This window comes from Nocardioides taihuensis (assembly GCF_042657275.1).
In the GTDB taxonomy this organism is placed as follows: Bacteria; Actinomycetota; Actinomycetes; order Propionibacteriales; family Nocardioidaceae; genus Nocardioides; species Nocardioides taihuensis.
In genome coordinates this window covers 297,477-320,574 of sequence record NZ_JBHSKD010000008.1, presented here as the reverse complement: position 1 = coordinate 320,574, position 23,098 = coordinate 297,477, and the positions used below count along the sequence as shown (strand labels likewise).

General features: G+C 74.2%; 25 protein-coding genes and 1 tRNA gene. 13 read left to right on the top strand and 13 right to left on the bottom strand.

Going from position 1 to position 23,098, the window contains the following annotated elements; all coding sequences use genetic code 11:
- Positions 1-48: 48 nt before the first annotated feature.
- The 5 genes from ACFPGP_RS09400 to ACFPGP_RS09380 are packed head-to-tail and all read right to left on the bottom strand — an operon-like array spanning position 49 to position 4,277.
- A complete protein-coding gene (locus ACFPGP_RS09400) occupies positions 49-648 on the bottom strand; it encodes a GNAT family N-acetyltransferase (protein ID WP_378589502.1) in 600 nt (199 codons plus the stop codon).
- Positions 649-677: 29 nt separating this feature from the next.
- Complete coding sequence (locus tag ACFPGP_RS09395; protein WP_378589534.1) at positions 678-1,148, bottom strand: MogA/MoaB family molybdenum cofactor biosynthesis protein; 471 nt, start codon at positions 1,146-1,148, stop codon at positions 678-680.
- Between the two features lie 2 nt (positions 1,149-1,150).
- A complete protein-coding gene (gene moaC, locus ACFPGP_RS09390) occupies positions 1,151-1,639 on the bottom strand; it encodes a cyclic pyranopterin monophosphate synthase MoaC (RefSeq protein WP_378589501.1) in 489 nt (162 codons plus the stop codon).
- Positions 1,639-2,886: a molybdotransferase-like divisome protein Glp gene (gene glp, locus ACFPGP_RS09385; protein ID WP_378589500.1), complete on the bottom strand. Its 1,248-nt coding sequence runs from the start codon at positions 2,884-2,886 to the stop codon at positions 1,639-1,641. The genes moaC and glp overlap by 1 nt, the downstream gene beginning before the upstream one ends.
- Positions 2,883-4,277 (bottom strand): UTP--glucose-1-phosphate uridylyltransferase, encoded by a 1,395-nt coding sequence (locus ACFPGP_RS09380; RefSeq protein WP_378589498.1) that lies wholly within the window; start codon positions 4,275-4,277, stop codon positions 2,883-2,885. The genes glp and ACFPGP_RS09380 overlap by 4 nt, the downstream gene beginning before the upstream one ends.
- A 22-nt stretch (positions 4,278-4,299) precedes the next feature.
- Between ACFPGP_RS09380 and ACFPGP_RS09375 the strand changes: the two genes are divergently transcribed.
- A complete protein-coding gene (locus ACFPGP_RS09375; RefSeq protein ID WP_378589496.1) occupies positions 4,300-4,938 on the top strand; it encodes a 5-formyltetrahydrofolate cyclo-ligase in 639 nt (212 codons plus the stop codon).
- Here the strand turns inward: ACFPGP_RS09375 and ACFPGP_RS09370 are convergent.
- Positions 4,895-7,579, bottom strand: a complete 2,685-nt coding sequence (locus ACFPGP_RS09370; RefSeq protein WP_378589495.1) for a penicillin acylase family protein — start codon at positions 7,577-7,579, stop codon at positions 4,895-4,897. The two genes, ACFPGP_RS09375 and ACFPGP_RS09370, sit on opposite strands and share 44 nt — an antisense overlap.
- A gap of 93 nt (positions 7,580-7,672) precedes the next feature.
- On the opposite strand from ACFPGP_RS09370, the gene ACFPGP_RS09365 reads away from it, so the two are divergent.
- From ACFPGP_RS09365 to ACFPGP_RS09355, 3 genes are all read left to right on the top strand, one after another.
- Positions 7,673-7,987: an FmdB family zinc ribbon protein gene (locus tag ACFPGP_RS09365; protein WP_378589493.1), complete on the top strand. Its 315-nt coding sequence runs from the start codon at positions 7,673-7,675 to the stop codon at positions 7,985-7,987.
- Between the two features lie 68 nt (positions 7,988-8,055).
- Positions 8,056-8,691, top strand: coding sequence for an SAF domain-containing protein (locus ACFPGP_RS09360; protein WP_378589491.1), 636 nt, complete (start codon positions 8,056-8,058; stop codon positions 8,689-8,691).
- 54 nt (positions 8,692-8,745) lie between these two features.
- Positions 8,746-9,120 carry an MscL family protein gene (locus tag ACFPGP_RS09355; RefSeq protein WP_378589489.1) on the top strand — a complete coding sequence of 125 codons (375 nt, stop codon included), beginning with the start codon at positions 8,746-8,748 and terminating at the stop codon, positions 9,118-9,120.
- A 15-nt stretch (positions 9,121-9,135) separates the two neighbouring features.
- Here ACFPGP_RS09355 and ACFPGP_RS09350 read toward each other — a convergent pair whose 3' ends face one another.
- Complete coding sequence (locus tag ACFPGP_RS09350; protein WP_378589487.1) at positions 9,136-9,330, bottom strand: hypothetical protein; 195 nt, start codon at positions 9,328-9,330, stop codon at positions 9,136-9,138.
- Positions 9,331-9,340: 10 nt separating this feature from the next.
- Entirely contained in the window at positions 9,341-10,642 is a 1,302-nt protein-coding gene (locus ACFPGP_RS09345) for an LCP family protein (protein WP_378589486.1), read from the bottom strand.
- Positions 10,643-10,830: 188 nt separating this feature from the next.
- On the opposite strand from ACFPGP_RS09345, the gene ACFPGP_RS09340 reads away from it, so the two are divergent.
- From ACFPGP_RS09340 to ACFPGP_RS09330, 3 genes are all read left to right on the top strand, one after another.
- Positions 10,831-10,903, top strand: a tRNA-Arg gene (locus ACFPGP_RS09340).
- A gap of 136 nt (positions 10,904-11,039) precedes the next feature.
- On the top strand, positions 11,040-11,264 hold the full coding sequence (locus ACFPGP_RS09335; protein WP_378589485.1) for a hypothetical protein: 225 nt from the start codon (positions 11,040-11,042) through the stop codon (positions 11,262-11,264).
- A 228-nt stretch (positions 11,265-11,492) separates the two neighbouring features.
- Positions 11,493-12,416, top strand: coding sequence for a collagen-like domain-containing protein (locus tag ACFPGP_RS09330; RefSeq protein ID WP_378589483.1), 924 nt, complete (start codon positions 11,493-11,495; stop codon positions 12,414-12,416).
- A 92-nt stretch (positions 12,417-12,508) separates the two neighbouring features.
- On the opposite strand, the gene ACFPGP_RS09325 is transcribed toward ACFPGP_RS09330, so the two are convergent.
- Both ACFPGP_RS09325 and ACFPGP_RS09320 read right to left on the bottom strand, forming a co-directional pair.
- Positions 12,509-12,910 carry a hypothetical protein gene (locus ACFPGP_RS09325; RefSeq protein WP_378589481.1) on the bottom strand — a complete coding sequence of 134 codons (402 nt, stop codon included), beginning with the start codon at positions 12,908-12,910 and terminating at the stop codon, positions 12,509-12,511.
- Positions 12,911-13,139: 229 nt separating this feature from the next.
- Positions 13,140-14,333, bottom strand: coding sequence for a saccharopine dehydrogenase family protein (locus tag ACFPGP_RS09320; RefSeq protein WP_378589479.1), 1,194 nt, complete (start codon positions 14,331-14,333; stop codon positions 13,140-13,142).
- 80 nt (positions 14,334-14,413) lie between these two features.
- Here ACFPGP_RS09320 and ACFPGP_RS09315 point away from each other — a divergent pair, with 80 nt between their 5' ends.
- The 3 genes from ACFPGP_RS09315 to ACFPGP_RS09305 are packed head-to-tail and all read left to right on the top strand — an operon-like array spanning position 14,414 to position 17,490.
- Positions 14,414-16,318 carry a beta-propeller domain-containing protein gene (locus ACFPGP_RS09315; protein WP_378589477.1) on the top strand — a complete coding sequence of 635 codons (1,905 nt, stop codon included), beginning with the start codon at positions 14,414-14,416 and terminating at the stop codon, positions 16,316-16,318.
- A 30-nt stretch (positions 16,319-16,348) separates the two neighbouring features.
- Positions 16,349-16,618 carry a DUF2277 domain-containing protein gene (locus tag ACFPGP_RS09310; RefSeq protein ID WP_378589475.1) on the top strand — a complete coding sequence of 90 codons (270 nt, stop codon included), beginning with the start codon at positions 16,349-16,351 and terminating at the stop codon, positions 16,616-16,618.
- A 2-nt stretch (positions 16,619-16,620) separates the two neighbouring features.
- Entirely contained in the window at positions 16,621-17,490 is an 870-nt protein-coding gene (locus tag ACFPGP_RS09305; RefSeq protein WP_378589473.1) for a Sir2 family NAD-dependent protein deacetylase, read from the top strand.
- A gap of 12 nt (positions 17,491-17,502) precedes the next feature.
- Here the strand turns inward: ACFPGP_RS09305 and ACFPGP_RS09300 are convergent, their stop codons facing one another.
- Together ACFPGP_RS09300 and ACFPGP_RS09295 are read right to left on the bottom strand one after the other, a co-directional pair.
- The gene (locus ACFPGP_RS09300) at positions 17,503-17,814 is read right to left on the bottom strand and encodes a hypothetical protein (RefSeq protein WP_378589471.1); all 312 of its coding nucleotides are present in this window, start codon (positions 17,812-17,814) and stop codon (positions 17,503-17,505) included.
- A 173-nt stretch (positions 17,815-17,987) separates the two neighbouring features.
- The gene (locus ACFPGP_RS09295; RefSeq protein ID WP_378589469.1) at positions 17,988-18,674 is read right to left on the bottom strand and encodes a metal-dependent transcriptional regulator; all 687 of its coding nucleotides are present in this window, start codon (positions 18,672-18,674) and stop codon (positions 17,988-17,990) included.
- Between the two features lie 62 nt (positions 18,675-18,736).
- Between ACFPGP_RS09295 and ACFPGP_RS09290 the strand changes: the two genes are divergently transcribed.
- Genes ACFPGP_RS09290 through ACFPGP_RS09280 form a run of 3 tightly spaced genes read left to right on the top strand, consistent with a single transcriptional unit; the run spans position 18,737 to position 22,523 of the window.
- On the top strand, positions 18,737-20,101 hold the full coding sequence (locus tag ACFPGP_RS09290) for a cryptochrome/photolyase family protein (RefSeq protein ID WP_378589467.1): 1,365 nt from the start codon (positions 18,737-18,739) through the stop codon (positions 20,099-20,101).
- Entirely contained in the window at positions 20,098-20,871 is a 774-nt protein-coding gene (locus ACFPGP_RS09285; protein WP_378589465.1) for a hypothetical protein, read from the top strand. Before ACFPGP_RS09290 ends, ACFPGP_RS09285 begins: the two co-directional genes overlap by 4 nt.
- Before the next feature lie 53 nt (positions 20,872-20,924).
- Positions 20,925-22,523: a glycoside hydrolase family 13 protein gene (locus ACFPGP_RS09280; RefSeq protein ID WP_378589463.1), complete on the top strand. Its 1,599-nt coding sequence runs from the start codon at positions 20,925-20,927 to the stop codon at positions 22,521-22,523.
- Between the two features lie 9 nt (positions 22,524-22,532).
- On the opposite strand, the gene ACFPGP_RS09275 is transcribed toward ACFPGP_RS09280, so the two are convergent.
- Positions 22,533-23,012 (bottom strand): hypothetical protein, encoded by a 480-nt coding sequence (locus ACFPGP_RS09275; RefSeq protein WP_378589462.1) that lies wholly within the window; start codon positions 23,010-23,012, stop codon positions 22,533-22,535.
- Between the last annotated feature and the right edge of the window lie 86 nt (positions 23,013-23,098).

Here is a 23,098-nt window from a genome sequence, read left to right as displayed (position 1 = left end):
GGCGTCCCGCCGGGGAGGCGCCCCCGTGTGTCGCAGAACTACTCGTGTCTACTCGTGTGACGGGTGGGACAGTCGCGTCAGCAGGCCCTCAGGACACTCCTCGACCGTGATCGCGAAGATCCGGTGGTCGCGCCAGGCGCCGTCGATGTGGAGGAAGAGCGGCGCGAACCCGATCTCGCGGATGCCGAGCTTCTCCACCACCCGCAGCGAGTTGCTGTTCTCGGGGCGGATCGCGATCTCGATCCGGTGCAGCCCGGCGGTGGTGAAGCAGTGGTCGATCGCCATCGCCACGGCCCGCGGCATCACGCCGCGGCCGGCGACGTCGCGGTCGAGCCAGTAGCCGATCGAGGCGAACTGCGCCGAGGCCCGCACGATGTTGTTGACGGTCAGCTGCCCGGAGAAGCGCCCGTCCACCTCGACGGCGAACGGGAAGGTCTCGCCGGCCCGGGCCTGGCGCTCCAGGCTCCGCACCAGCTGCTTGTACGACGTGGGGCGCAGGTCGCCGTTCGGCGGCACCGTGGCCTCCCACGGCAGCAGCCAGGCGGCGTTGCGGCTGCGGGCCGAGCGCCACACGCGTTCGTCGGAGCGCCGGAGGGGCCGCAACGTGACCTCTCCGGAGCTCAGGCGCGCCGGCCAGCCCTTCACCACGGGCGTCACCCTAGGCCACACCGGCGGGACTAGTGGTCGCTGCCGACGACCTGCTCCACGGCGTGGAGCAGGATCGGCTCGAGCACGGCGAGGCCGTCCTTCACCCCGCCCCGCGAGCCGGGCAGGTTGACCACGAGGCAGGAGCCCACCACGCCGGCCAGGCCGCGCGAGAGCACCGCGGTCGGGATGCCGTTCGCGACCCCGGCGGCCCGGATCGCCTCGGCGATGCCCGGCACCTCGGCGTCGAGCAGCGGCCGCGTCACCTCGGGGGTGCGGTCGGTGGGGGTGAGCCCGGTGCCGCCGGTCGTCAGCACGACCCGGGCACCGCCCTCGACCGCGGCCGCGACCGCTGCGGCCACCGGCTCGCCGTCCGGCACGACGACCGGGTCGCTGGTCGCGAACCCGAGACGCTGCAGGAAGGCCACGATCAGCGGGCCGGTCTCGTCGGCGTACACGCCGGCGGCGGCCCGGTTGGAGGCGACGACGACCTCGCCGCGCATGCTCACGGGCGGCCCTCGCGGGTCCAGTCGCCGGAGCGGCCACCGCTCTTGGCCTCGACCCGCACGTCGGTGATCACCGCGCGCTTGTCGACGGCCTTGACCATGTCGACCAGGGTGAGCCCGGCGACGGCGACCGCGGTCAGCGCCTCCATCTCGACACCGGTGCGGTCGGTGGTGCGCACGGTCGCGGTGATCTCGACGGCGTCGTCGGCGACCTCGAGGTCGACGGTGACCCCCGAGATCGCGAGCGGGTGGCACAGCGGCACCAGCGCGGGGGTCTGCTTGGCGCCCTGGATGCCGGCGATCCGCGCGACCGCGAGCGCGTCGCCCTTGGGCACGCCCTCGCCGCGCAGCAGGCCGACCACCTCGGCGGAGACCAGCACGCGCCCGGTCGCCGTGGCGCTGCGAGCGGTGACGTCCTTGCCGGACACGTCGACCATCCGGGCCGCGCCGCGCTCGTCGACGTGGGTGAGGCGCTGCTCGTCGGCCATCAGAACTCCTCGTCGAGCAGCAGCACCCGCACCTGCTCGCCCGCGGGCACCGACGTGACGTCCTCGGGCACGACCACCAGCGCGTTGGCGTTGGCCAGGTCGCCGATCAGGTGCGAGCCGTGCCCGCCCACGGGCGAGACGAACGGCCCGCCGCTGTCGACCTCGTAGCTGGCGCGCACGAACTGCCGCCGCCCGGGCGGTGAGGAGATCGCGTGGGTGAGCCGGGCGCGCGTGCTCGGCCGCGCCAGCGGCGTGCGGCCCATCAGCTTGCGGATCGCCGGGAGCACGAACGTCTCGAAGGAGATGTACGACGACACCGGGTTGCCGGGCAGCGTGAAGATCGGCACGCGGTCCTCGCCGACGGTGCCGAAGCCCTGCGGCTTGCCCGGCTGCATGGCCACGCCGCCGAACCACACCGTGCCGAGCGGGCGCAGCGCCTCCTTGACCACGTCGAAGTCGCCCTGCGAGACGCCGCCCGAGGTGACGACGAGGTCGGCCCGCACCAGCTGGTCGCTCAGCGCGTCGAGGAAGGCGCGCGGCTCGTCGGGCACGATGCCGACGCGGTAGGCGATCGCGCCGGCCGCGCGGGCCGAGGCGGCGAGCAGCCAGGAGTTGCCGTCGTAGATCGTGTCGCGGCCGAGCGGCTGCCCGGGCTCGCGCAGCTCGGAGCCGGTGGAGAGGATCACCACGCGCGGCCGCGGGCGCGAGCGCACGGTGGTGCGGCCGACGCTGGCGAGCAGCCCGAGGTGGCGCGGCCCGAGCACGGTGCCGTGCTCCACGAGGAGGTCGCCGGCGGCGACGTCCTCGCCCGCGCGGCGTACGTGCTGTCCCACGCTGGGCGCCGCCACGATCCGGACCTGGGCGACGCCCCGGTCGGTCCACTCGTAGGGGACGACCGCGTCGGCCCCCGCCGGCAGGGGGGCGCCGGTCATGATCTTGGCCGCGGTGCCCGGTGACAGGGCCATCAGCCCGCCCTGGCCCGCGCCGATCTCGCCGACGACGGGGAGGTGCACCGGCGTGTCGTCGGAGGCCCCGGCGACGTCCTCCTGCCGCACGGCGTAGCCGTCCATCGCGGAGTTGTCGAACGACGGCAGCGCGATCGGCGAGACCACGTCCTCGGCCGCGGAGAGCCCGAGGGCGTCCATCAGCGGCTGCGGGTAGTCGGCCAGCGGTTCGAGGTGGGCGAGCACGCGGCCGAGGTGCTCCTCGACGGTGCTCAGTGCGTCGCTGCTCCTGGCCTCGCTCATGCACGGTCCGCAGCGTCGACGGTGAGCACGGTGCCGGGGGCCACCCGTTGGGCGGACTTCGCCTTCAGGCTCACGTCGCCGACGACCCGCACGCCGCGGCCGAAGGTGAAGTCGCCGGCCACCCGGAAGGAGGTGGCCTCCTTCATCGACGGCGCACCCTCGGGGAACCGCTTGTCGAACTCGCCGACGTGCTGGTAGTGGTCGCTGTCGAGGTCGACGAACGGGACGGCCGAGGTGTTGAGGTCGAGCACCCAGTCGTCGCCGAGGTCGTAGACGTCGGAGCGCAGCACCAGCAGGTCGTTGGTCGTCTTCACCGGCACGAACCGGTCGCGGCCCACCTCGATGGTGCGGGCGCCGTCGAAGATCTCGATCGCCGCACCCATCGCGGTCTCGATCTGCACGACCTCGGCGCTCTTCGGGTCGGCCGGGTCGACGGTCTTGACGTTGCGGATCAGCGGCAGCCCGAGGATGCCCCCGCGGCGGTCGAGCTCGGCCTGCATCGCCCGCAGGTCGAACCACAGGTTGTTGGTCGAGCAGTAGCGGTGCCGCTCGAGGTCGGCGAGCGCCTTCTGGTCGGCCGACGGTGTCTGGGCGGTCTCGCGGAGCACAATCCGCCCGTCGATCTTGCGGCGGGCGAAGTGGCCGCCCTTGCGGTCGGACGCCGTGCGCCGGACCGCCTCGATCGCGAACGGCGCGCCGGAGGTCGCGAACCACCCGGCGACCCGGGCGTCGGGCACGGCGCCGAGGTTGTCGGAGTTGGAGACGAAGACCCGCTCGAATCCCTCCTCGATCAGCCGGTCGATCAGGCCGGTGCCGCGCAGCGCGGTGTAGAGGTCCCCATGGCCCGGCGGGCACCACTCGAGGTCGGGGTCGCGGGGGTAGCTGACCGGCATCAGGTTCTTGGTCAGGAGCTTGGGCTCCTTGTTCTGCAGGAACTCCAGCGGCAGTCCGTCGACGGGGAGCTCGTCGTAGCGGGCCAGCGCCTCCATCGTGTCGGCGGAGGTGCGGAAGCTGTTCATGAACACCAGCGGCAGCGGGGCGTCGTACTGCCGACGGAGGTGGAGCACCTGGCGGGCGATGATGTCGAGGAAGGAGAGGCCGCGCCGCACGCAGAGCAGCGACTTCGCACGGTCCATGCCCATCGAGGTGCCGAGGCCGCCGTTGAGCTTGACCACCGCGGTGGTCGCGATCGCCCGGGCGGCGTCGTCGTCGGAGACCTCGACGTCGGCGAGCGACTCCATGTCGATCGGCTCGATCGAGGACTCGGGGACCATCCCGGTCTCCCCGTGCTCGAGCAACCGGTAGTAGTGGGCGAAGGTCTCGATAGCGGTCGCGTCGACGCCCGCCTTCACCATCTTGTCGCGTGCAGCGTTGAGACCGGCACTAGCCATGACTCGATCGTAGGCTGGCCGGGTGCCCGAGACCCAACGGCCCCATCCCGGACCCTCCCCAGCGAGGGCCGCGAAGACCGCGCTGCGCGACCAGCTGACGACCGCGCGCAAGCGCCGGAGCCTCGAGGAGGTCGCCGAGACCGGTCGCCGGCTGCGCGACCACCTGCTGGCGCTGCCCGAGGTACGGCGCGCCGCGACGGTCGCGTCGTACGTCTCGGTGGGCAGCGAGCCCGGCACCGGCCTGCTGCTCGAGGCCCTGCACGCGCAGGGCAAGCGGGTGATCGTGCCGGTGGTGCTCCCCGACCTCGACCTCGACTGGGCGGTCCACCCGGGCACCGGCGCGGGCCTGGCCACCCGGCGCGGCCTGCTGGAGCCCGAGGGTCCGCCGCTCGGCGTGGACGCGATCGCCACCGCCGACGTGGTGCTGGTGCCCGGGCTGGCCGTCGACGACGCGGGCTACCGCATCGGCAAGGGCGGCGGCTGCTACGACCGCGCGCTGGCGCGGGTGCCGGTCGGCACCCCGACGATCGTGCTGCTCTACGACGACGAGGTCGGTCGGGAGGTGCCGGTCGAGCCCCACGACCGCCCGGTGCTGGCGGCCGCGAGCCCGCGCGGCATCACCCCCCTGTCTGCTCGCGGTCGGGGGCCGGCCGGAGGGTGAGCTCGTCCTCGGTGGCGGCCTCGACCCTCTCGCGGCTGAACGGCCAGGCGAGCGTCTCGCCCCGGACCCACAGGTCGGTCTGGTCGGTGTAGTGCGAGCTGAAGGGGTGGCCCGAGACGCCCGTGAGGTTGATCCACCTCGAGTCGTCGAGGTCGGCGAGCGAGACCACCATCCGCATCGACGGCGCCCAGTCGATCGTGTAGCCCTCGCGCGCGTCCCAGCCGGCCGCGTTCACCGTCGACGAACCGCCGCCGACCTCCCAGCCGCCGCGGTTGACCAGCGCCTCGACCGGGCCGACGCCCGACGTGCCGAGCGTGGAGTTCTCGAGGTCGAGCTGGTGCAGGTGGCCCCACGTCCAGTCCTCCGCGCGCCGCGCCTGCAGCCGGGTCATCTCGTCGCGGGCGTCGAGCATCACCGACTTGAGCACGTCGTCGCGCTCCTCGCGCTCCTCGGTCTCCACGTCGTCCCACCAGGGGTCGTCGGGCTTGTCGAGGAGCCGCTCGACGACCTCGACCCAGCGGTCGCCGCCGTCGGGCCAGACCTCCTCGGGCAGCTGGTCGTGGAAGGTCTGCTCGAGCAGCAGCCGCCAGCAGACGTTGACGTACGCCGCGGCGGGGCTGTCGGCGTCCTGCTGGTAGTCCCAGCCCGCGAGCAGCTCCTGCCCGTCGTCCTCCTGGTGGTGGCCGAGCTGGACGTCGAGCAGCCGCGGCACCAGCGCCGGCGCGATCGGGCTGCGTGCGTCGAGCTGGATCGCGGCCATCTCGTCGACCGAGAGCTCGCCCTCCTGCTCCAGCAGGTCGCGGATCCGCTGCGAGCGGTAGCCGCGGTCCCAGTCCGAGGTCAGGTAGTAGGGGTAGTCGGGCCCCACCACGGCCTGGTTGGCGGTGACGATGAAGCCGTCGTCGGGGTCGAGCACGTGCGGCAGCCCGTCGAAGGGGATGTAGTCGCCCGTCCAGTCGTCGTCCGCGCGCCAGCCCTCGGCCGGGAGGTAGCCGTCGTTGCCGGACTGGCGGATCGGGATGCGTCCGGGGGCCTGGTAGCCGATGTGGCCGTCGACGTCGGCGTAGACCATGTTCTGCGCCGGTACGTCGAAGCGCGCGGCCGCGGCGCGGAAGGAGTCCCAGTCGTGGGCGGTGTCGAGCGCCAGGATCGCGTCGGCGGTCGGCGCCGGCTGCAGCGCGGTCCACGCCAGCGACACGGCGTACCCGTCGGGCGGGGTGCCGGCCAGGTGCTCGGGCTGCGCCGCCTTCCCGACGTCCACGAAGTCGTCGGAGACGTCGGAGAGCAGGGGCCCGTGCGCGGTGGACCGGACGGTGATCCTGACGTCCTCGCCCCCGGCGACCTCGATGGTCTCGGTGCGCATCCTCAGCGGGCGCATCCGGCCGTCGTAGAGCCACTGGTCGCCCTCGACCTGCTCGAGGTAGAGGTCGGAGACGTCGGGGCCGAGGTTGGTGAAGCCCCAGGCCACGCGGTCGTTGTGGCCGATGATCACGCCGGGCACGCCCGAGAAGGTGAAGCCGGCGACGTCGAGCGGGCAGTCGTCGCCGACCGTGCGGCAGTGCAGGCCCATCTGCATCCACACGCCCGGCACCGAGACGCCGAGGTGGGGGTCGTTGGCCAGGATCGGCGCCCCGGTGGCGGAGTGGTCGCCGTCGACCACCCACGAGTTGCTGCCGATGCCGTCGCCCTCACCGATCAGGTCGGGCAGCTGCGCGGCCGCGTCGCGCACGCGCCGCAGCGGCTCGAGGGCTCCCGGGGCGGGGCGCTGCGGCAGCCGCGTGCCCGGGCCGGTGGCGTCGGGCTCGAACGCGCCGTCGACCACCGCGCCGCCGGTCACGATCGGCTGGTGCCGGTCGTACTCGTACGGCGGGTAGAGGTCGGCGACCTGGTCGGGGCTGAGCTCGGCGAGGGCGAGGGCGCGGTCGATCTCGTCGGTCATGTTGCCGCGCAGGTCCCACGCCATCGCCTTGAGCCAGGCCAGCGAGTCGACCGCGGTCCACGGCTCGGGCGTGTAGTCGAGCCCGCCCGCGCGGAGCACGTCGTACTCGACGGCGATCTCGCTGGGGCTGTGGGTCTCGAGGTAGGCGTTGACGCCGTCGGCATAGGCCTCGAGCGCGTCGCGGGTCTCGGGCTCGACCAGCGCGAGCTCCTTCTCCGCCACCCGGCGCCACCCGAGCGTGCGCACGAACTCGTCGGTCTCGACCGTGGTCTCGCCGAACATCTCCGAGAGGCGGCCGGAGGTGACGTGGCGGCGCACGTCCATCTCGTAGAACCGTTCCTGCGCGTGCACGTAGCCCTGGGCACGCACCAGGTCCTCGACCGAGTCGCCGTAGAGCTGCGGGATGCCGTGGGCGTCACGGAGCACGGTCACGTCGGCGTCGAGGCCCGGCAGGTCGATCTCGCCGGAGTAGGGCGGGATCGGGCGCCGGACCAGCACCACGCCGACGGCCAGCACCGCCACCAGCACGAGCACCAGCCCGACGGCGACGTACGACGCGACCCGGCCTGCACGTGGCCAGCCGCGGAAGGCGCGCCACCAGGCGGCCGGGCCGGACGTACGGCTCGCGCGCTCGCTCGCGGCGTCCTCGGACGTGGACGCCGACGGGGTGGGCGGGGGCGGGCCGGGGGTCGCACTCGTCATCGTGTCGTCATTGTGCCGTACCATTGGCAGTCGCCGACCGCGAGTGCCAACCCCTCACGGCGACGCCCAGCGGAGAACCCCACCGGAGGAACCGTGCCGACCTACCAGTACGCCTGCACCGAGTGCGGCCACGCCTTCGAGCAGGTGCAGAGCTTCACCGACGACGCCCTGACCACCTGCCCCGAGTGCAGCGGCCGCCTGCGCAAGGTCTTCAACGCCGTGGGCGTGGTCTTCAAGGGCTCCGGCTTCTACCGGACCGACAGCCGCTCCACCACCGGCTCCTCCTCGACGACCTCGGGCTCCTCGTCGTCGGGCGACGCGGGCTCGTCGTCCTCGGGGTCCTCGGGCTCCTCGGGGGACTCCGGCGCCAAGTCCCCCGCCCCGGCCGCGAGCACCTCCTCCGACTGACCCGGACCCACGCCGGCGCCTGTGGAGAGCGGCCGACGCGGGCTGCTGATCCTGCCTAGCGTGGCGCCATGCCCGCCCGCGACGACCTCGCCCGTGCCCGCAGCCGCCTCCGGCGGGCGGTGCTGCGCCGCCGGCGCCTGATCGCCGCGGGGCTCCTCGCGGTCGCCGTGGTCGCGGGGCTCCACGTCGTCGCCGCGCCACCGCCGCCGACCGTGGCGGTGCTCGCCGCCGGCCGCGACCTGCCGGCCGGCACGCTGCTCGACGACGACGACCTGGCCCACGTCGCGCTGCCACCGGACGGCGTCCCCGACGGCGCGACGACCACACTCGGAGACGCGGTCGGCCGGACCCTCGCCGCCCCCGTGCGCCGCGGCGAGCCGCTGACCGACGTGCGCCTGGTCGGCACACCGCTCGCGACCGCCGACCCGGGCCTCACGGCGCTGCCGGTGCGGATGCCCGACGCGGGTGCGGTGCGGCTGCTGGCGGTCGGCGACCGGATCGACCTGCTCGCGACCGACCCGCAGTCGGGCACCACCGACACCGTCGCCGCCCGCGCGACCGTGCTGGCGTTGCCCGCGCCCGCAGGGACGACGGGTGCCGAGCCGCCGGGCGCGCTCGTGGTCGTGGGGGTCGAGCCCGTGGAGGTGGCGGCGGTGTCCGGGGCGGCTGCCCGCCTGTTCCTCGGCTACGCCTACGCCCGCTAGCGTGAGGCGCGTCCACCCACCGGCTCCCCTCGGGGCCCTCACGCAGGAGTCGAGATGACCGGCTTCAAGAACTTCCTCCTCCGCGGCAACCTCGTCGAGCTCGCCGTGGCCCTGATCATGGCACTGGCCTTCACGGCGGTGGTGACGGCGACCGTCAACCTGATCATGGACCTGATCGGCAAGGTCGGAGGCTCCCCCGACTTCAGCGACTGGGACCCCTACCAGCTGTCCGTCGGCGCCTGGATCACCGCGGTGATCTCCTTCGTGGTGATGTCCGCCGTCGTCTACTTCCTCATCGTGAAGCCCTACACCATGGCCCAGGAGAAGTACTTCCCGAAGGACGAGCCGGGGGTCCCGGACGACGTCAAGCTCCTCGAGGAGATCCGCGACCTGCTCGCCCAGCAGCGCGGCACCACGCCCACGCCCTGAGGCTGGCCGGGCGGCTCAGCTGCCGTGGTGCGGCGGCACCTGGGCGCGCAGCCAGTCGTCGCCCGAGGTGCCCCGGTCCTCGGCAGGGTCGCGCTCGTCCGTGGTGGTCTCCGGCAGGACGTCGCCGAAGACCGCGGCCAGCCGGCGGCGGCGCTGCTCCGGGGTCTCCGGGGTGTCCGGGGTGTCCGGGGTCTCCTGCCGCTCGCTCACCGCGTGACCCTCAGGCACAGAGGCCGTTGGCCTCGGCCTCCGCGGCCGACGAGGGCGAGTCGGAGGGGGACACGCTCGACGAGGACTGGCCACTCGGACGACTGGAGGAGGGGTCCTTCGAGTTGGGGGACTCGTCCGCGCCCGGCAGCTTCGCGGCGTTGATCGAGTCCGCGGTCAGCTGCTTGCTGAGCGGCTCGTCCGCGGCGATCTTGGCCCACAGCTTGTCGGCGGCCGGCGTCCAGACGACGCGGCCGGCGTACTCGGGCCGCTGGTCGTACTCGATCGGCACGGTCAGGAACTGGATGTTGTCGAGACCGATGTTCTGGAAGCCGACGCCGACCTTGGCGATCTTGACCACGTTGTCCATGTCGGTCTGCAGCGCCTTGGTCGCGGCGTCGAGGAACCGCACGAGCCGGTCGAGGCGGGTCAGGGTGCCGGCCGACATCACCTTGTGCACCATGCCGGCGATGAACGCCTGCTGGCGCTTGATCCGGCTGATGTCGGAGCCGTCGCCCAGGGTGTAGCGGGCGCGCACGTAGCTGAGCGCCTCCTTGCCCTGGATCTCGCGCGTGCCGGCCGGGATGTTGATGTTGTGCTCGGGGTCGACCACCGGCTCGGGGATGCACACCGGGACGCCGTCGATGGCGTCGACCATGTTCTCGAAGCTCTCGAAGTTGACGACGACGTAGTGGTCGATGAAGACGCCGGTGGTCTGCTCGAACTGCTGGATCGTGCACGCCGGGCCGCCGAGCTGGAAGGCCTCGTTCCACATCACGTCGGTGCCGCCGGGGATCCGGGTCCCGTCCTCCTGCTTGCAGCTCGGCCGGGTGACGAGGGAGTCGCGCGGAATGCTGATGCCGTACGCCCGCTGCCGGTCGGCGGAGAGGTGCATGAGGATCGTGGTGTCGGAGCGGGCCGAGCCGTCGCTGTTGGGCCCGAACCGCTCGTCGGAGCCCATCACCAGGATGTTGAGCGGCTCGGCCGGACCCTCGACCTGCTTCTTCTCGGGCCGGTTCTCCAGCTGGCCGGTCACGTCGACGACGTTGAGGTTGCCGTTGAGGTGCCGGTAGAGGTAGGTGACGCCCAGGCCGGTGGCCAGGGCGAGCACGAGGACCGACGCCAGCAGCACCTTGCCGACCGTGTGCTTCCTGGCCGTCTTGCCCTTGCGCTTGGGAGCCCCCGGCTTGCCGTCGTCCCCCTCGCCGGCCTGGCCCGTCACGTCATTGCCTGCCACGTCCTCGTCGCCGTCGGACGGCTGAGCGGCGTCGCCGGTCTCGGCGGCGTCGTCGGGGCCGTTCTCGAGATCTGACATGGGGGCCTTCGCGGTCGGAGGCAGGGCGGTAGGCGCAAGCCGAACCTACGCCAGCACCCCAATATGACGGCGGCGGAGCCGTACCACAAAATGCCCGCACCGCGCGCGGGGGCCCCGGACGCCCCCACGAGCGCCCCTCCGCGCGCGTGACAAGATGTGCGCCGACGCCGCCCGGGGGCGGCGTCCGGGCCCCAGTAGCTCAGTGGACAGAGCAGCCGCCTCCTAAGCGAAAGGTCGCAGGTTCGACTCCTGCCTGGGGCACCTCACGGCGGCCTCCCGTCCGCCGGCGGTCCTCAGGTTGGGGTACGTGCCCACCGAATCCGCCCCCGCAGGCACGGTCCTCCCTACCGTCGTCGGGAGAGGACGCGGGAGCCGTCCTCGCACGGAGGTGGTGGCGATGACCGCACTCGACGCCGAGCCCCGGACCGGGCAGACGGCCGCACCCGGCCGTCACCGGCGCCCGGACCCCGCACCAGTCAGCGAGTTCGACTGGCCCGCTTCGCCGGAGATGGAGCTGTGGGCGCTCCGTGTGCGCCTCGATGCCGCCTGCCGCAAGGGCGAGGCGCGCGAGGGCTGGGTCTCCTGCCGCGTCCTGCGGCGGACGCTCGGCGAGGTCGGCTGAGGCTCGGACGAGCGCAGACCCGGGACCTAGGGCGGTCCAGACCAGCCCTGCGGCACCAGACCGTACGTGGTCAGGGCCGCACCACCCCGTAGGCCCATCGGCCACTCTGGCGCGATCTTGAGGTTTTCGGCAACTTTCTTGACTCAATGGTCACGCGACCGGCGGACGGGGCCGTTCGCCTCAGAGGCCGCCCTCCCGTCGCCCCCTTTCTCGACACGGGAGAAACCCATGCCCAGCTCCGCACTCCGCGGTCGCACACTCGCGGTCGCCACCGGCGCCTCGCTGCTCCTCGCCCTCGGCGGGGTCGGCGGCGCCGTCGCCTCCCAGAAGGTCGGCGGCCAGGACATCCAGGACCGCAGCATCGGCTCGGTGGACCTGAAGAAGAACGCCGTCACCACCAAGAAGATCAAGAACAACAACGTCCGCAGCAACGACGTGCGCAACGGCACGCTGACGTCCGTGGACCTCTCCGACACCCTGCTGGCCTGGATCGACAGCGTCGCCGGCCAGGTCGGCGCCACCGGTGCCACGGGGGCGACCGGCGCCACGGGCGCCACCGGTCCGGCGGGCCCCGCCGGCGAGCAGGGCCCGGCGGGTCCGGCCGGTGAGCAGGGCCCCGCGGGTCCGGCCGGCGCCGACGGTGTCGACGGGACGAACGGTGTCGACGGCGTGGACGGCCAGGACGGCGCGGACGGCGCGGACGGCGTCGCCGGTCCGATCGGCCCGGCCGGTGTCGACGGCGCGGCAGGCGCGCCCGGCGCGGACGGCCGCGACGGTGCCGACGGCGCGAACGGCGCCGACGGCGCGCAGGGCCCCCAGGGCGAGCAGGGCCCCCAGGGTCCGCAGGGTGAGCAGGGACCCGCGGGTCCGCAGGGGCCGCAGGGCCCGCAGGGCCCGGCGGGTCCCGCGGGCGTCTCGGGCTACCAGCTCGTCACCGCGACCTCGACGCAGAACGGCGCCGGCAACAAGACGGTGACCGTCAGCTGCCCGACCGGCAAGGTCGCGCTCGGCGGCGGCGTCTACAGCACCACCGACCTGGTGGTCGCGGCGACCTACCCGACGTCGGGCGGCTGGGTGGTCACGTTCCGGCGTGCCACCGGCACCACCAGCTTCGACGTCACTGCGTACGCCTCCTGCGTCTCGGTCGGCTGACGCCGCTCCGGACGCACCCCCTGAGGTTCCACCCTCGACGCCCCGCCGGCCACGACCGGCGGGGCGTCGGGTGTCTCTCGGCCGGTCAGGCCTCAGTTCGGGTTGCCGGGGTCGACGTCACCCGGGAAGCACCAGTCTCCGCTGTTGCCGTGGTCGTCGTGGCCCTTGATGCACCAGCCGTCCTCGGTGGCCCTCACCGCGAGCTCGACGCCCGGGTTGACCGCGTAGGTCTGGTCGCCGACGGTCACCGACTGGCCGCCCTGGACCTCGATCGGGTAGGCCTCGCCCTCGAGCTGGTAGTAGTTGTACTGGATCCACGCCATCTCGCTCACGTCGTCGTAGAGCGGACGCTTGCTGTCGAAATACGCGTCGACGACTCTCGCCGCCGGGTAGAGGGCGGCCAGCACGAGCAGGGCGACGCCGATGACGAGGAAGAGGGCGAAGTCGGGCCCGTGGGCCTTGGGCTTCGCCACGTCGAGCTGGTCGGTCGTCACGGCCCCAGAATAGGGCGCGCCGGCGCCCGCGCGCGCATCGGGAGCACGCCGGGCGCGGGTCGCGTCCGAGTTTGACCAACCCTTGAGAGACCGGACAGGTCCAGCCACCTGCCCGCGGTAGTACGGTTTCCGCAGGGGGGCGGGGTGGGGACCGGCACCCTCGCCCCGGCCCCCGCTCACCCGTGCTGCCACGGGTCCGGCGGGAGCCCAGCGAGCTGCCCCCCTCGGCTCAGCCGACGACCTCGAACCGCATGCCGGCCTCCTGCAGCCGCGCAAGCAGGTGGTCGCCCATCGCCTGGGCGGTGGTCACCTGGCCCGACGTCGGCGGGTTGTCGTCGAGCGCGAGGCACATCGCCGACTCGGCCAGCATCTTGGCGGTCTCGTCGTAGCCGGGATCGCCCCCGGAGACGCGGGTGTGCACCGACCGGCCACCCGCCGTGCCGATGAAGTCCACGGTGAACCACGACTTCGCCCGACGGCCCGCGTCGGGACCGTCACCCGGCGAGACCCTGCCCAGGAGGGCCCGTCGCACCGGCCCGACCTGGGCAGCGACGCCCAGCGCGGTCACCGCCGACGCGCCACCGACGGCGTAGCGCAGGGTCTTGCACCCGGCGAAGTGGGAGTAGCGGAACTCCGGGCCGTACGACGCAAGTGCCGCGCCGCTGCGGGCGACGACGAGCGGGTCGATCGTCGGCAGCGGCAGCAGCCAGTAGCCGAGGTCGGGGTCACGGGTCGGCCGGGCGCCGACCGAGCGCGACGAGCGGCCCGCGGGGCGCGGCTCGAGCGCCCGCCGCTCGCTGCGCGCCTCCTTCATCTGAAGCGGCCGCGACATCGCGGTCATCGCCGAGTGGAAGGTGCCGCCGGAGAACCTGCCGCCGCTGCGCACGACGCCGCGCAGGGTGATCGGCTGGTCGGAGGGCAGCTGCTGCACCGTGAAGTAGGCGCCGAGGTCGTGCGGGATCGAGTCGAAGCCGCACGCGTGCACGATCCGGGCGCCGCTGGCCGACGCCGTGGCGTGGTGCGCGACGTACATCCGGTCGACGAACTCGGGCTCACCGGTCAGGTCGACGTAGTCGGTGCCGGCCTCGGCGCAGGCGGCGACCAGCGGTTCGCCGTAGGAGAGGTAGGGGCCGACCGTCGTCGCGACCACCTTCGTCCGGGTCGCGAGGGCCGCGAGCGACGCCGGGTCGGAGGAGTCGGCCTCGACCAGCTCGAGGTCGGCGAGGCCGGCGCGGTCGGGGTGCCCGGCGACCAGGGCGTCACGCACTGCCGCCAGCTTGGTGGCGTTGCGTCCCGCGATCGCCCACCGCAGCCCGGCAGGCGCGTGCTCCGCGAGGTAGGCGGCGGTCAGCTGGCCGGTGAAGCCGGTGGCACCGAACAGGACGACGTCGAGCTCGCGGGACTCACGGGTGTCACGGGGCATGCCGCCATCGTGGCAGGGGGGAACCAGCGCGCCGCGGGCAGCGTCCAAGACGTGGATCCGGACCACCCGCAGGAGCAGCCATGGCACGCCCACTCCTCACCCGCCCCCTGACCAGCGCGGTCGTGCTCGCCCTGGCGGCCGCCGCGCTGGCGGGTGGCGCCGTCGCGGCCCGGCCCGGTGAGGACGCCGCGCCGGCCGCACGCACCGAGGCGCCGGCGATCACTGCGGCCGCCTGGGACGAGGCGCTGGCCCCGGGGTCGTGTGCCGACCTGCTCGACCACTACGTCGGCCTCGGCATGGAGCAGGTCGGGCCCTGGGGCTGGTCGTCGCCCTACCTCGGCATGTACGACGGGCCGACCGCCACGCTCGCGGCCGCGGAGGGTGACACGGCGACGCTCGCGCGCCAGGCACTCGCCAGCGGGCCGCACACCTCGCAGGCGGTGGCCAGCGCGACCGGGACCACCGTGCAGGAGGCCGGGGTCGACGAGCCCGACCAGGTCAAGGCCGACGGCGAGCTCCTCGTGCGCGTCCGCGGTGCCACCCTCACGACGTACGACGTCTCCGCGCGCGAGCCCACCGAGCTCGGCTCGCGCGCCCTCGACCTCCCCGGCCGCCACCCCGAGCTGCTGCTGGTGGGCACCCGGGCGGTCGTGCTGGGCAGCCACACGGCACCGAGCGGGCGGGCGTCGACGGCGGCGGTGGTCGTCGACCTCGCCGACCCCGCGGAGCCGTCGGTGGCCTCGACCTCGACCTACGACACCGGGCTGGTCAGCGCGGTGCAGCACGGGAGCACAGTCCGGCTGGTGCTCACCACTCCCCTCCCCGACCTCGACTTCGTCGTGCCGCACGGCTGGCGTGCCCCCGCGACCCGGTGGGCGGAGCGGCGCAACCGCGAGGTCGTGCGGAGCTCCACGCTCGACGACTGGCTCCCCCACGTCACCACCGGGTCGCCCGACGGCACCACGCAACGGCTGCTCGGCTGCGACCAGGTCGCGGTGCCCGGCAAGGACGCCGGGCTCGGGACGCTGGCCGTCGTCGGCCTCGACCCGGCCGCCCCGACCACGACGTCGGCGCAGGGGATCGCCACCGGCTCCGACATCGCCTACGTCTCGACCGACCGGCTCTACCTCGCGACGCCACCCGCGCCGCTGGGCTGGGGCTGCTGCTGGCGCGTCACCGACGCCGTCGGGCGCGGTGTCACCCGGCTCTACTCCTTCTCCCTCGACGGGCCGGCCACCACCTACACCGCCGCCGGCGAGGTCGCGGGCACCGTCGCCGACCGCTGGGCGATGGACGAGGTCGACGGCGTGCTGCGGGTCGCCGTCGGACCCTCGGTCGGGACCGGCCGGGCCAATGCCGTCGTGACCCTGGCCGAGGAGGGCGACCGGCTGGTCGAGCTCGGCCATCTCGGCGGGCTCGGCCGCGACGAGCAGATCGAGTCGGTGCGCTGGTTCGACGGACTCGCCGTGGTGGTCACCTACCGCCAGGTCGACCCGCTCTGGACCGTCGACCTCTCCGATCCGGCCGACCCACGACTGGCCGGGCGGCTGGAGATCCCGGGGTTCTCGGAGTACCTCCACCCCTTCGGCCCCCGCCGGATGCTCGGCGTCGGGCAGACCGGCCGCGGCGGCGCGCAGGCCGCGCTGTTCGACGTCCAGGACCTCGCCCACGTGCGCCGGCTGCACGTCGTCCACTACGGCCCGGGCACGACGGCGGCGGCGGCCGGTGACCCGCGGCAGCTGACCTGGCTGCCCCGCGAGCGGCAGGTGCTGACCGTCGTCAGCCACGGCTGGCGGCCGCGCGGCGTCTGGGTCTCGCAGCTGACCATCGACGGCGGGCCGGTCGAGAGGCGGCTGGTCGAGGTCGCGCACGGTCCCGCCGCCGGCGTGCGGCTGGTGCCGCTGCCGCCCACCGCCGACGACCCCGACGGCCCGACCCGCGTGGTGCTCGTGGCCGGCGACGAGGTGTCGGCCTTCGACTACTGACGCCTTCCGCGGCGGCGTAGATTCGTCGCCATGTGCCGCAACATCCGCACCCTGCACAACTTCGAGCCGCCTGCCACGAAGGACGAGGTGCACGCCGCCGCGCTGCAGTACGTCCGCAAGGTCAGCGGCTCGACCCACCCCTCGCAGGCCAACCAGGAGGCCTTCGACCGCGCCGTCGCCGAGGTCGCCCACGCCACCCGGCACCTGCTCGACGCGCTGGTCACCGCCGCCCCGCCGCGCGACCGCGAGGTCGAGGCGGAGAAGGCGCGCGCCCGGGCCGCCGTGCGCTACGGCCGCTGACCGTGCCCACGCTCCGCACCGCGTACGGCGGACCGCCCGCGAGCGGTGACGCCGCGCCCGCGCCCGACCCCGCGGCGGCGGAGCGGGCCCTGGCCCTGCTGTCGGGACGCCCGCTCGTGGTGCTCACCGGCGCGGGGCTGTCCACCGACTCCGGCATCCCCGACTACCGCGGGCCGATGGCCCCGGCGCGGATGCCGATGACCTACCAGGAGTTCGTCTCCGGCCCCGACGCCCGCCGGCGCTACTGGGCCCGCAGCCACGTCGGCTGGGGCCGGATGCGGCACGCCGAGCCCAACCCGGGCCACCGCGCCCTGGCCCGGCTCGACCCGCACCTGCTGATCACCCAGAACGTCGACGGCCTCCACGAGCGCGCCGGCACCCGCAGCATGGTGGCCCTGCACGGCCGGATCGCCGACGTCGTCTGCCTCGACTGCCGGGCCACGTCGAGCCGGGCCGCGCTGCAGCAGCGGATGGCGGTCGCCAACCCGTCGTACGCCGAGCGGCACGGGGCGGCGACGGTGCGCCCCGACGGCGACGTCGAGCTCGACGACACCGACGGTTTCGTGGTGCCCGCCTGCGAGGACTGCGGCGGTGTGCTCAAGCCCGACGTGGTCTTCTTCGGCGAGAACGTGCCGGCGCCCCGGGTGGCCCGGTGCTACGACGCGGTCGACGCGCTGGCCGGCTCCGGCGGGGCGCTGCTGGTGGCCGGCTCGTCGCTGACAGTGATGAGCGGGCTGCGGTTCGTGAAGCGGGCGGCCAGGGCCGGGGTCCCGGTGGTGGTCGTCAACCGCGGCGCCACCCGGGGCGACCCGCTCGCGACCGAGCGGGTCGAGGCCGGGTGCAGCGAGTTCCTGGCGAGGCTGGCGCCCTGAGCCACGCGACCGTCAGGAGCTGAGGTCGGGGGTGCGCGCGTCGCGCGGCGCGGGGGCGGCGACGCCGGGGAGGTCGAGCTCCTCGAGCAGCGCGTTGAGACCGTCCACGGTGGCAGGAACGACCGGTTCGAGGTGGTAGACGGTGTCGTCGAGCTCGAAGGCGATGTCGGCGACGCGGGCCAGGCAGGTCTGGCCGTCACCGCCGCGCAGCATGACCACCTCGCCGAACTCGAGCCCGCGACGGCAGCCCGCGGCGCGGTGCGAGACCTCGACGGTCCCCTCGTGCCCCTCGAGGCGCGTCACCGGGACGTCGATCAGCTCCATGGTGTGCTCCTGTCCCCCTGTCGTCCGGCCTGTCCGTCCTGACGTGCCGATGAGGACGTGGCACTGCTGCGCCGGAGCGCCGTTCCCGGGAGCGTAGCGACGCCCGGAGCGGCTGCACGGGCGTTCAGGACCAGCAGGACGGTCCCGGTCTGGTCCGGATGCTGATCCGGTGGTCAGCCGCGGCGCACGAAGATGTGCTCGGCCGCCTCGGGCACGATCTCGGCGGTCTCCCCGCCCGAGCCGATCAGGATTCCCTCGGAGGTCGCCGCCACGGTGACGGTCTTGTCGGGCAGGGCGCCGACCCGGCGCAGGGCCGACATCAGCACCTCGTCCTTCTGCATCTCCTCGGAGATGCGCCGGATGTGCACGAGTGACTCCTCGGCACCGGCGGCGCGCGACAGCGGCTCGACCCCGTCGCGGAACTCCTCGCCGAGCCCGGACTCCCCGAGCTCGTCGAGCCCCGGGATCGGGTTGCCGTACGGCGACTCGGTGGGGTGGTCGAGCAGCTCGATGAGGCGCCGCTCGACGGTCTCCGACATCACGTGCTCCCAGCGGCACGCCTCGGCGTGGACGAGCTCCCAGTCGAGCCCGATCACGTCGGTGAGCAACCGTTCGGCCAGGCGGTGCTTGCGCATCACGCGGGTGGCGAGGCGGTGGCCCTCGTCGGTGAGCTGGAGGTGCCGGTCGCCCTCGACCGTGACCAGCCCGTCGCGCTCCATCCGGGCCACGGTCTGCGAGACGGTCGGCCCGCTCTGGTGCAGCCGCTCGGCGATCCGCGCGCGCAGCGGGACGATGCCCTCCTCGACCAGCTCGTAGATGGTCCGCAGGTACATCTCGGTCGTGTCGATCAGGTCGCTCACGCGGCCCATCCTCCCCCATGACCCGCGACGTCCGCTGGTGGCGGCTGGCAGCATGGGGACCGATGAGCTCCCCGACTGCGGTGATGTGGTTCCGCCGCGACCTCCGGCTCGCCGACAACCCCGCCCTGGTCGAGGCCGCGGACGCCGGCGGCGGCGTGCTGCCGCTGTTCGTGCTCGACCCCCACCTGTGGGGGCCGGCGGGCGCCCCCCGGCGCGCCTACCTGGGCGCCTCGCTGCGCTCGCTCGACGCGTCGCTGCGCCAGCGGCGGGCCGGGCTGTCCGTCGTGCGCGGCGACCCGGTGCGCCGCGTGGTACTGGCGGCGAAGGCGGTCGGCGCCGACCGGGTGCACGTCGCCGCCGACCACGGCCCCTACGGCGCCGAGCGCGACCGTCGCGTCGAGGAGGCGCTGACCGCCGCCGGGATCGAGCTGGTGCGCACCGGCTCGCCGTACGCCGTGGCGCCGGGGCGGGTGACCAACGGTTCCGGCAAGCCCTACCAGGTGTTCACGCCGTTCTCGCGGGCCTGGGCCGAGCACGGGTGGCGGGCGCCGGTGGACCCGCCGACCGGCGCGCACTGGCTCTCGCTCGACGAGGACACCACCGACATCCCCGACCCGGCGCTGCCCGACGGCATCGCGCTGCCCGAGGCCGGGGAGGCGGCGGCCCGGCGCCGGTGGGCGGAGTTCCTCGACGACGTCGACGACTACGCCGACCGGCGCGACCTGCCCGGCACCGACGGCACCTCGCGCATGTCGGTGCACCTCAAGTACGGCGAGGTCCACCCCCGCACGCTGCTCGCCGACCTCGCCCGGCGCCGCTCGCGCGGTGCCGCGACCTACCGCACCGAGCTGGCCTGGCGGGAGTTCTACGCCGACGTGCTGCACCACCGGCCCGACAGCGCGCGGGACTACTACCGCCCCGAGCTGTCGCGGATGGCGTACGACGAGCCGGGCGCGGAGTTCGACGCGTGGCGGGAGGGGCGCACCGGCTTCCCGGTCGTTGACGCCGGGATGCGCCAGCTGCGTGCGACCGGTTGGGTGCACAACCGGGTGCGGATGATCGTGGCGAGCTTCCTGGTCAAGGACCTGCACGTCGAGTGGCAGCACGGCGCCCGGCACTTCCTGCAGTGGCTGGTCGACGGTGACCTCGCGTCCAACAACCACGGCTGGCAGTGGGTCGCGGGCAGCGGCACCGACGCCGCGCCGTACTTCCGGGTCTTCAACCCCACGACGCAGGGCAGGAAGTTCGACCCCGACGGTGCCTACGTGCGGCGCTGGGTGCCCGAGCTCGCCGACCCCGACCGGGTGCCCGACCCGCACGACCCCGACGAGGCGACCAGGCGCGAGGTCGGCTACCCCGCCCCGCTGGTCGACCACAAGGCCGAGCGCCAGGAGGCGCTCGACCGCTACCAGGCGGTGCGGGCGTGACCCCGGCGCGCGAGCGCAGCCTCGTCGTCCCGGCCCGGTTCTGCGGGCCGGCCGCCTCGGGCAACGGCGGCTGGACCGCCGGCGCGCTGGCGGCGCTCACGTCCGACACCCGGGCCACCGTGCGCGTCTCGCTGCACCGGCCACCGCCGCTCGACACCGCGATGCCGGTGCTGGTCGACGAGCACGCCGGCACCACCAGCGTCACCCTCGACGGCACGCCGGCCACGGTGGTCGCCAGCGCCGTCGAGGTCCACGGCGCCCTCACCGACGTCGAGGGGGTCTCGCTCGAGGAGGCCCGCGCCGCGGAGGCGTCGTACGCCGGGCTGGCCTCGCACCCCTTCCCCACCTGCTTCGCCTGCGGCACCGCCCGGGCACCGGGTGACGGGCTGCGGATCTTCCCCGGACGGGTCGCCGACTCGGTCGACGAGGGCGCGGACGGCGGTCCGCTGGCCCGGGTCGCGGCCTCGTGGACACCCGACGCCTCCCTCGCCGACGACCTGCTCGCCGCCACCTGGGCGGCCGTCGACTGCGTCGGCGGCTGGGCCGGCGACCTCACCGAGCGGCTGATGGTGCTCGCCTCGATGACCGCGCGGGTCGACGCGCTCCCGGAGGTCGGCGAGCCGCACGTCGTGGTCGGCGAGGGACGCGGCATCGAGGGCCGCAAGACCTGGACCGCCTCGACCCTGCGCGACGCCGATGGTCGGGTGGTCGCCGTGGCCGAGCACCTCTGGGTGGCGGTCGACCCCGCCGTCTTCAACGACCCGGCCTGAGCCCGCGGCCCGGGAGTTGACGCGACCCCGGCCCGGCCGGTCCAATTGCCCGCATGTCTTGGAACGATCCAAAGAGCCTCTGGTGGCAGCACGCCGTCTGCTACCAGGTCTACGTCCGCAGCTTCGCCGACAGTGACGGTGACGGGGTGGGGGACCTCGCCGGCATCACCGCGCGCCTGCCGCACCTGCGCGACCTCGGCGTCGACGCGCTCTGGATCACGCCCTTCTACACCTCGCCGCAGAAGGACCACGGCTACGACGTCGCCGACTACACCGACGTCGACCCGCTCTTCGGCACCCTCGCCGACGCCGACGCCCTCATCGCGCGCGCGCACGAGCTCGACCTGCGCGTGATCGTCGACGTGGTGCCCAACCACACCAGCGACCAGCACGCGTGGTTCCGCGCCGCCCTCGCCGCCGGACCGGGCAGCCCCGAGCGGGCGCGCTACCACTTCCGCGACGTCGACCCGGCCGCCCCCGACGTGCCGCCCAACAACTGGGAGTCGGTCTTCGGAGGCCCGGCGTGGACCAAGGTGCCCGACGCGCGCGGCGACCAGTGGTACCTCCACCTCTTCGACGCCACGCAGCCCGACCTCGACTGGCGCAACCCCGAGGTCGCCGACCTGTTCGACGACGTCCTGCGGTTCTGGCTCGACCGCGGGGTCGACGGGTTCCGTGTCGACGTGGCCCACGGTCTGCACAAGGAGGTCAACCTCCGCGACCAGGTCCGCGACGCCGGCGAGCCCGCGGAGGACACGCGCCTCATCGACCGCCGCCACCACGACGAGCCGATGTGGGACCAGCCCGAGGTGCACGACGTCTACCGCCGCTGGCGGCGCGTGCTCGACGCCGCCTCGACGCCCGGCCGCGAGCGGATCGCCGTCGCCGAGGCCTGGACCCGCACTCCGGAGTCGATGGCAGCGTTCGTGCGGCGCGACGAGCTGCACCAGGCCTTCAACTTCGCCTGGCTGATGGCGCCGTGGTCCGCGGTCGCCTTCGCCGAGGTGGTCACCCACAGCCTCGCCGCCGTCGAGCCGGTCGGCGCGCTGCCGACGTGGGTGCTCAGCAACCACGACGTCGACCGTCACGTCAGCCGCTACGGCGGGGGCGAGCGCGGGCTGGCCCGCGCCCGGGCGGCCACGTTGACGATGCTCGCGCTGCCCGGCTCGGCCTACCTCTACCAGGGCGAGGAGCTCGGCCTCGAGCAGGTCGACGTCGCACCCGAGCACCGGCAGGACCCGGTCTGGTTCCGCACCGGCGAGGTCGGGCGCGACGGCTGCCGGGTGCCCGTGCCGTGGGGCGGCACGGAGCCGCCCTTCGAGTTCGGGCCGGGCGAGGGCCAGCCCTGGATCCCCCAGCCCGCGGAGTGGAAGGCGCTGACGGTCGAGGCACAGCTCGGCGACGAGGGCTCCACGCTGTCCTTCTACCGCCGGGCGCTGGCAGCCCGGCGGGCGCACGCCGACCCGGCCGGCGACGACCTCGAGGTCGTCTCCAGCGCGGACGACGTGCTCGTGCTGCGTCGCGGGCCGCTGACCGTGGTGGTCAACTGCAGCGACCGTTCGGTCGCGCTGCCGGCCGGAACGGTGGTCGCCGCCAGCTCCCCGGTGGCCGGCGGCTCCCTGCCGCCCGACAGCGCGGCCTGGCTGGTCTGAGGGGCCGGGTCAGCCCAGGACCACGGCCCCGGTGTAGGTGTCGGTGATGCCGTCGGGCTGGCCGTCGCCGTCGGCGTCGAACAGCGCGCCCTCCACCGTGCCGCGACCCCGCAGCCCGGCCAGCTCGCCGTAGGCGCCGGTGACGGCCCAGGTGCCCGTCGAGTCGCCGCCGCCGTAGCGCGCGGTGATCGTCAGCACGAAGCCCGACCCGCCGTCGCACCGGACCTCGCGGACGGCGCTGAACACGCCGCCGCCGGGGTGGTCGTGCGCGCCGGCGCGCAGGTCGACCGCGGTGCCCGTGGTGCACCCGGGCAGGTCGGAGGTGACGACGCTCTCGCCGGTGACGGACCGCTGGTCGGTGAAGGTGGTCGGGACCGGCCCGGCGGCGTGGGCCGCGGCCGGCGCGAGGGCGACGGCGACACCGGCCAGGGCCGCGGCGGCCGCAGCCGGTCGGGTGAGCCGTCGGGCGGGTGTGGTGGGCAGGGGCATGACGTCCTCCTCGGGGTTCGGTCCTTGCCTTGTCCTCGCGCGCGACCCCTCGCCGGGATGACACGTCGTGTCATCCTGATCCGAGG

Excerpts from the sequence above, each read along its gene's own strand:
- ACFPGP_RS09395 (WP_378589534.1), bottom strand. The coding sequence starts at position 1,148 with ATGCGCGGCGAGGTCGTCGTCGCCTCCAACCGGGCCGCCGCCGGCGTG.
- moaC (WP_378589501.1), bottom strand. The coding sequence starts at position 1,639 with ATGGCCGACGAGCAGCGCCTCACCCACGTCGACGAGCGCGGCGCGGCC.
- glp (WP_378589500.1), bottom strand. The coding sequence starts at position 2,886 with ATGAGCGAGGCCAGGAGCAGCGACGCACTGAGCACCGTCGAGGAGCAC.
- ACFPGP_RS09380 (WP_378589498.1), bottom strand. The coding sequence starts at position 4,277 with ATGGCTAGTGCCGGTCTCAACGCTGCACGCGACAAGATGGTGAAGGCG.
- ACFPGP_RS09370 (WP_378589495.1), bottom strand. The coding sequence starts at position 7,579 with ATGACGAGTGCGACCCCCGGCCCGCCCCCGCCCACCCCGTCGGCGTCC.
- ACFPGP_RS09360 (WP_378589491.1), top strand. The coding sequence starts at position 8,056 with ATGCCCGCCCGCGACGACCTCGCCCGTGCCCGCAGCCGCCTCCGGCGG.
- ACFPGP_RS09355 (WP_378589489.1), top strand. The coding sequence starts at position 8,746 with ATGACCGGCTTCAAGAACTTCCTCCTCCGCGGCAACCTCGTCGAGCTC.
- ACFPGP_RS09345 (WP_378589486.1), bottom strand. The coding sequence starts at position 10,642 with ATGTCAGATCTCGAGAACGGCCCCGACGACGCCGCCGAGACCGGCGAC.
- ACFPGP_RS09335 (WP_378589485.1), top strand. The coding sequence starts at position 11,040 with ATGACCGCACTCGACGCCGAGCCCCGGACCGGGCAGACGGCCGCACCC.
- ACFPGP_RS09330 (WP_378589483.1), top strand. The coding sequence starts at position 11,493 with ATGCCCAGCTCCGCACTCCGCGGTCGCACACTCGCGGTCGCCACCGGC.
- ACFPGP_RS09320 (WP_378589479.1), bottom strand. The coding sequence starts at position 14,333 with ATGCCCCGTGACACCCGTGAGTCCCGCGAGCTCGACGTCGTCCTGTTC.
- ACFPGP_RS09315 (WP_378589477.1), top strand. The coding sequence starts at position 14,414 with ATGGCACGCCCACTCCTCACCCGCCCCCTGACCAGCGCGGTCGTGCTC.
- ACFPGP_RS09310 (WP_378589475.1), top strand. The coding sequence starts at position 16,349 with ATGTGCCGCAACATCCGCACCCTGCACAACTTCGAGCCGCCTGCCACG.
- ACFPGP_RS09300 (WP_378589471.1), bottom strand. The coding sequence starts at position 17,814 with ATGGAGCTGATCGACGTCCCGGTGACGCGCCTCGAGGGGCACGAGGGG.
- ACFPGP_RS09290 (WP_378589467.1), top strand. The coding sequence starts at position 18,737 with ATGAGCTCCCCGACTGCGGTGATGTGGTTCCGCCGCGACCTCCGGCTC.
- ACFPGP_RS09280 (WP_378589463.1), top strand. The coding sequence starts at position 20,925 with ATGTCTTGGAACGATCCAAAGAGCCTCTGGTGGCAGCACGCCGTCTGC.
- ACFPGP_RS09275 (WP_378589462.1), bottom strand. The coding sequence starts at position 23,012 with ATGCCCCTGCCCACCACACCCGCCCGACGGCTCACCCGACCGGCTGCG.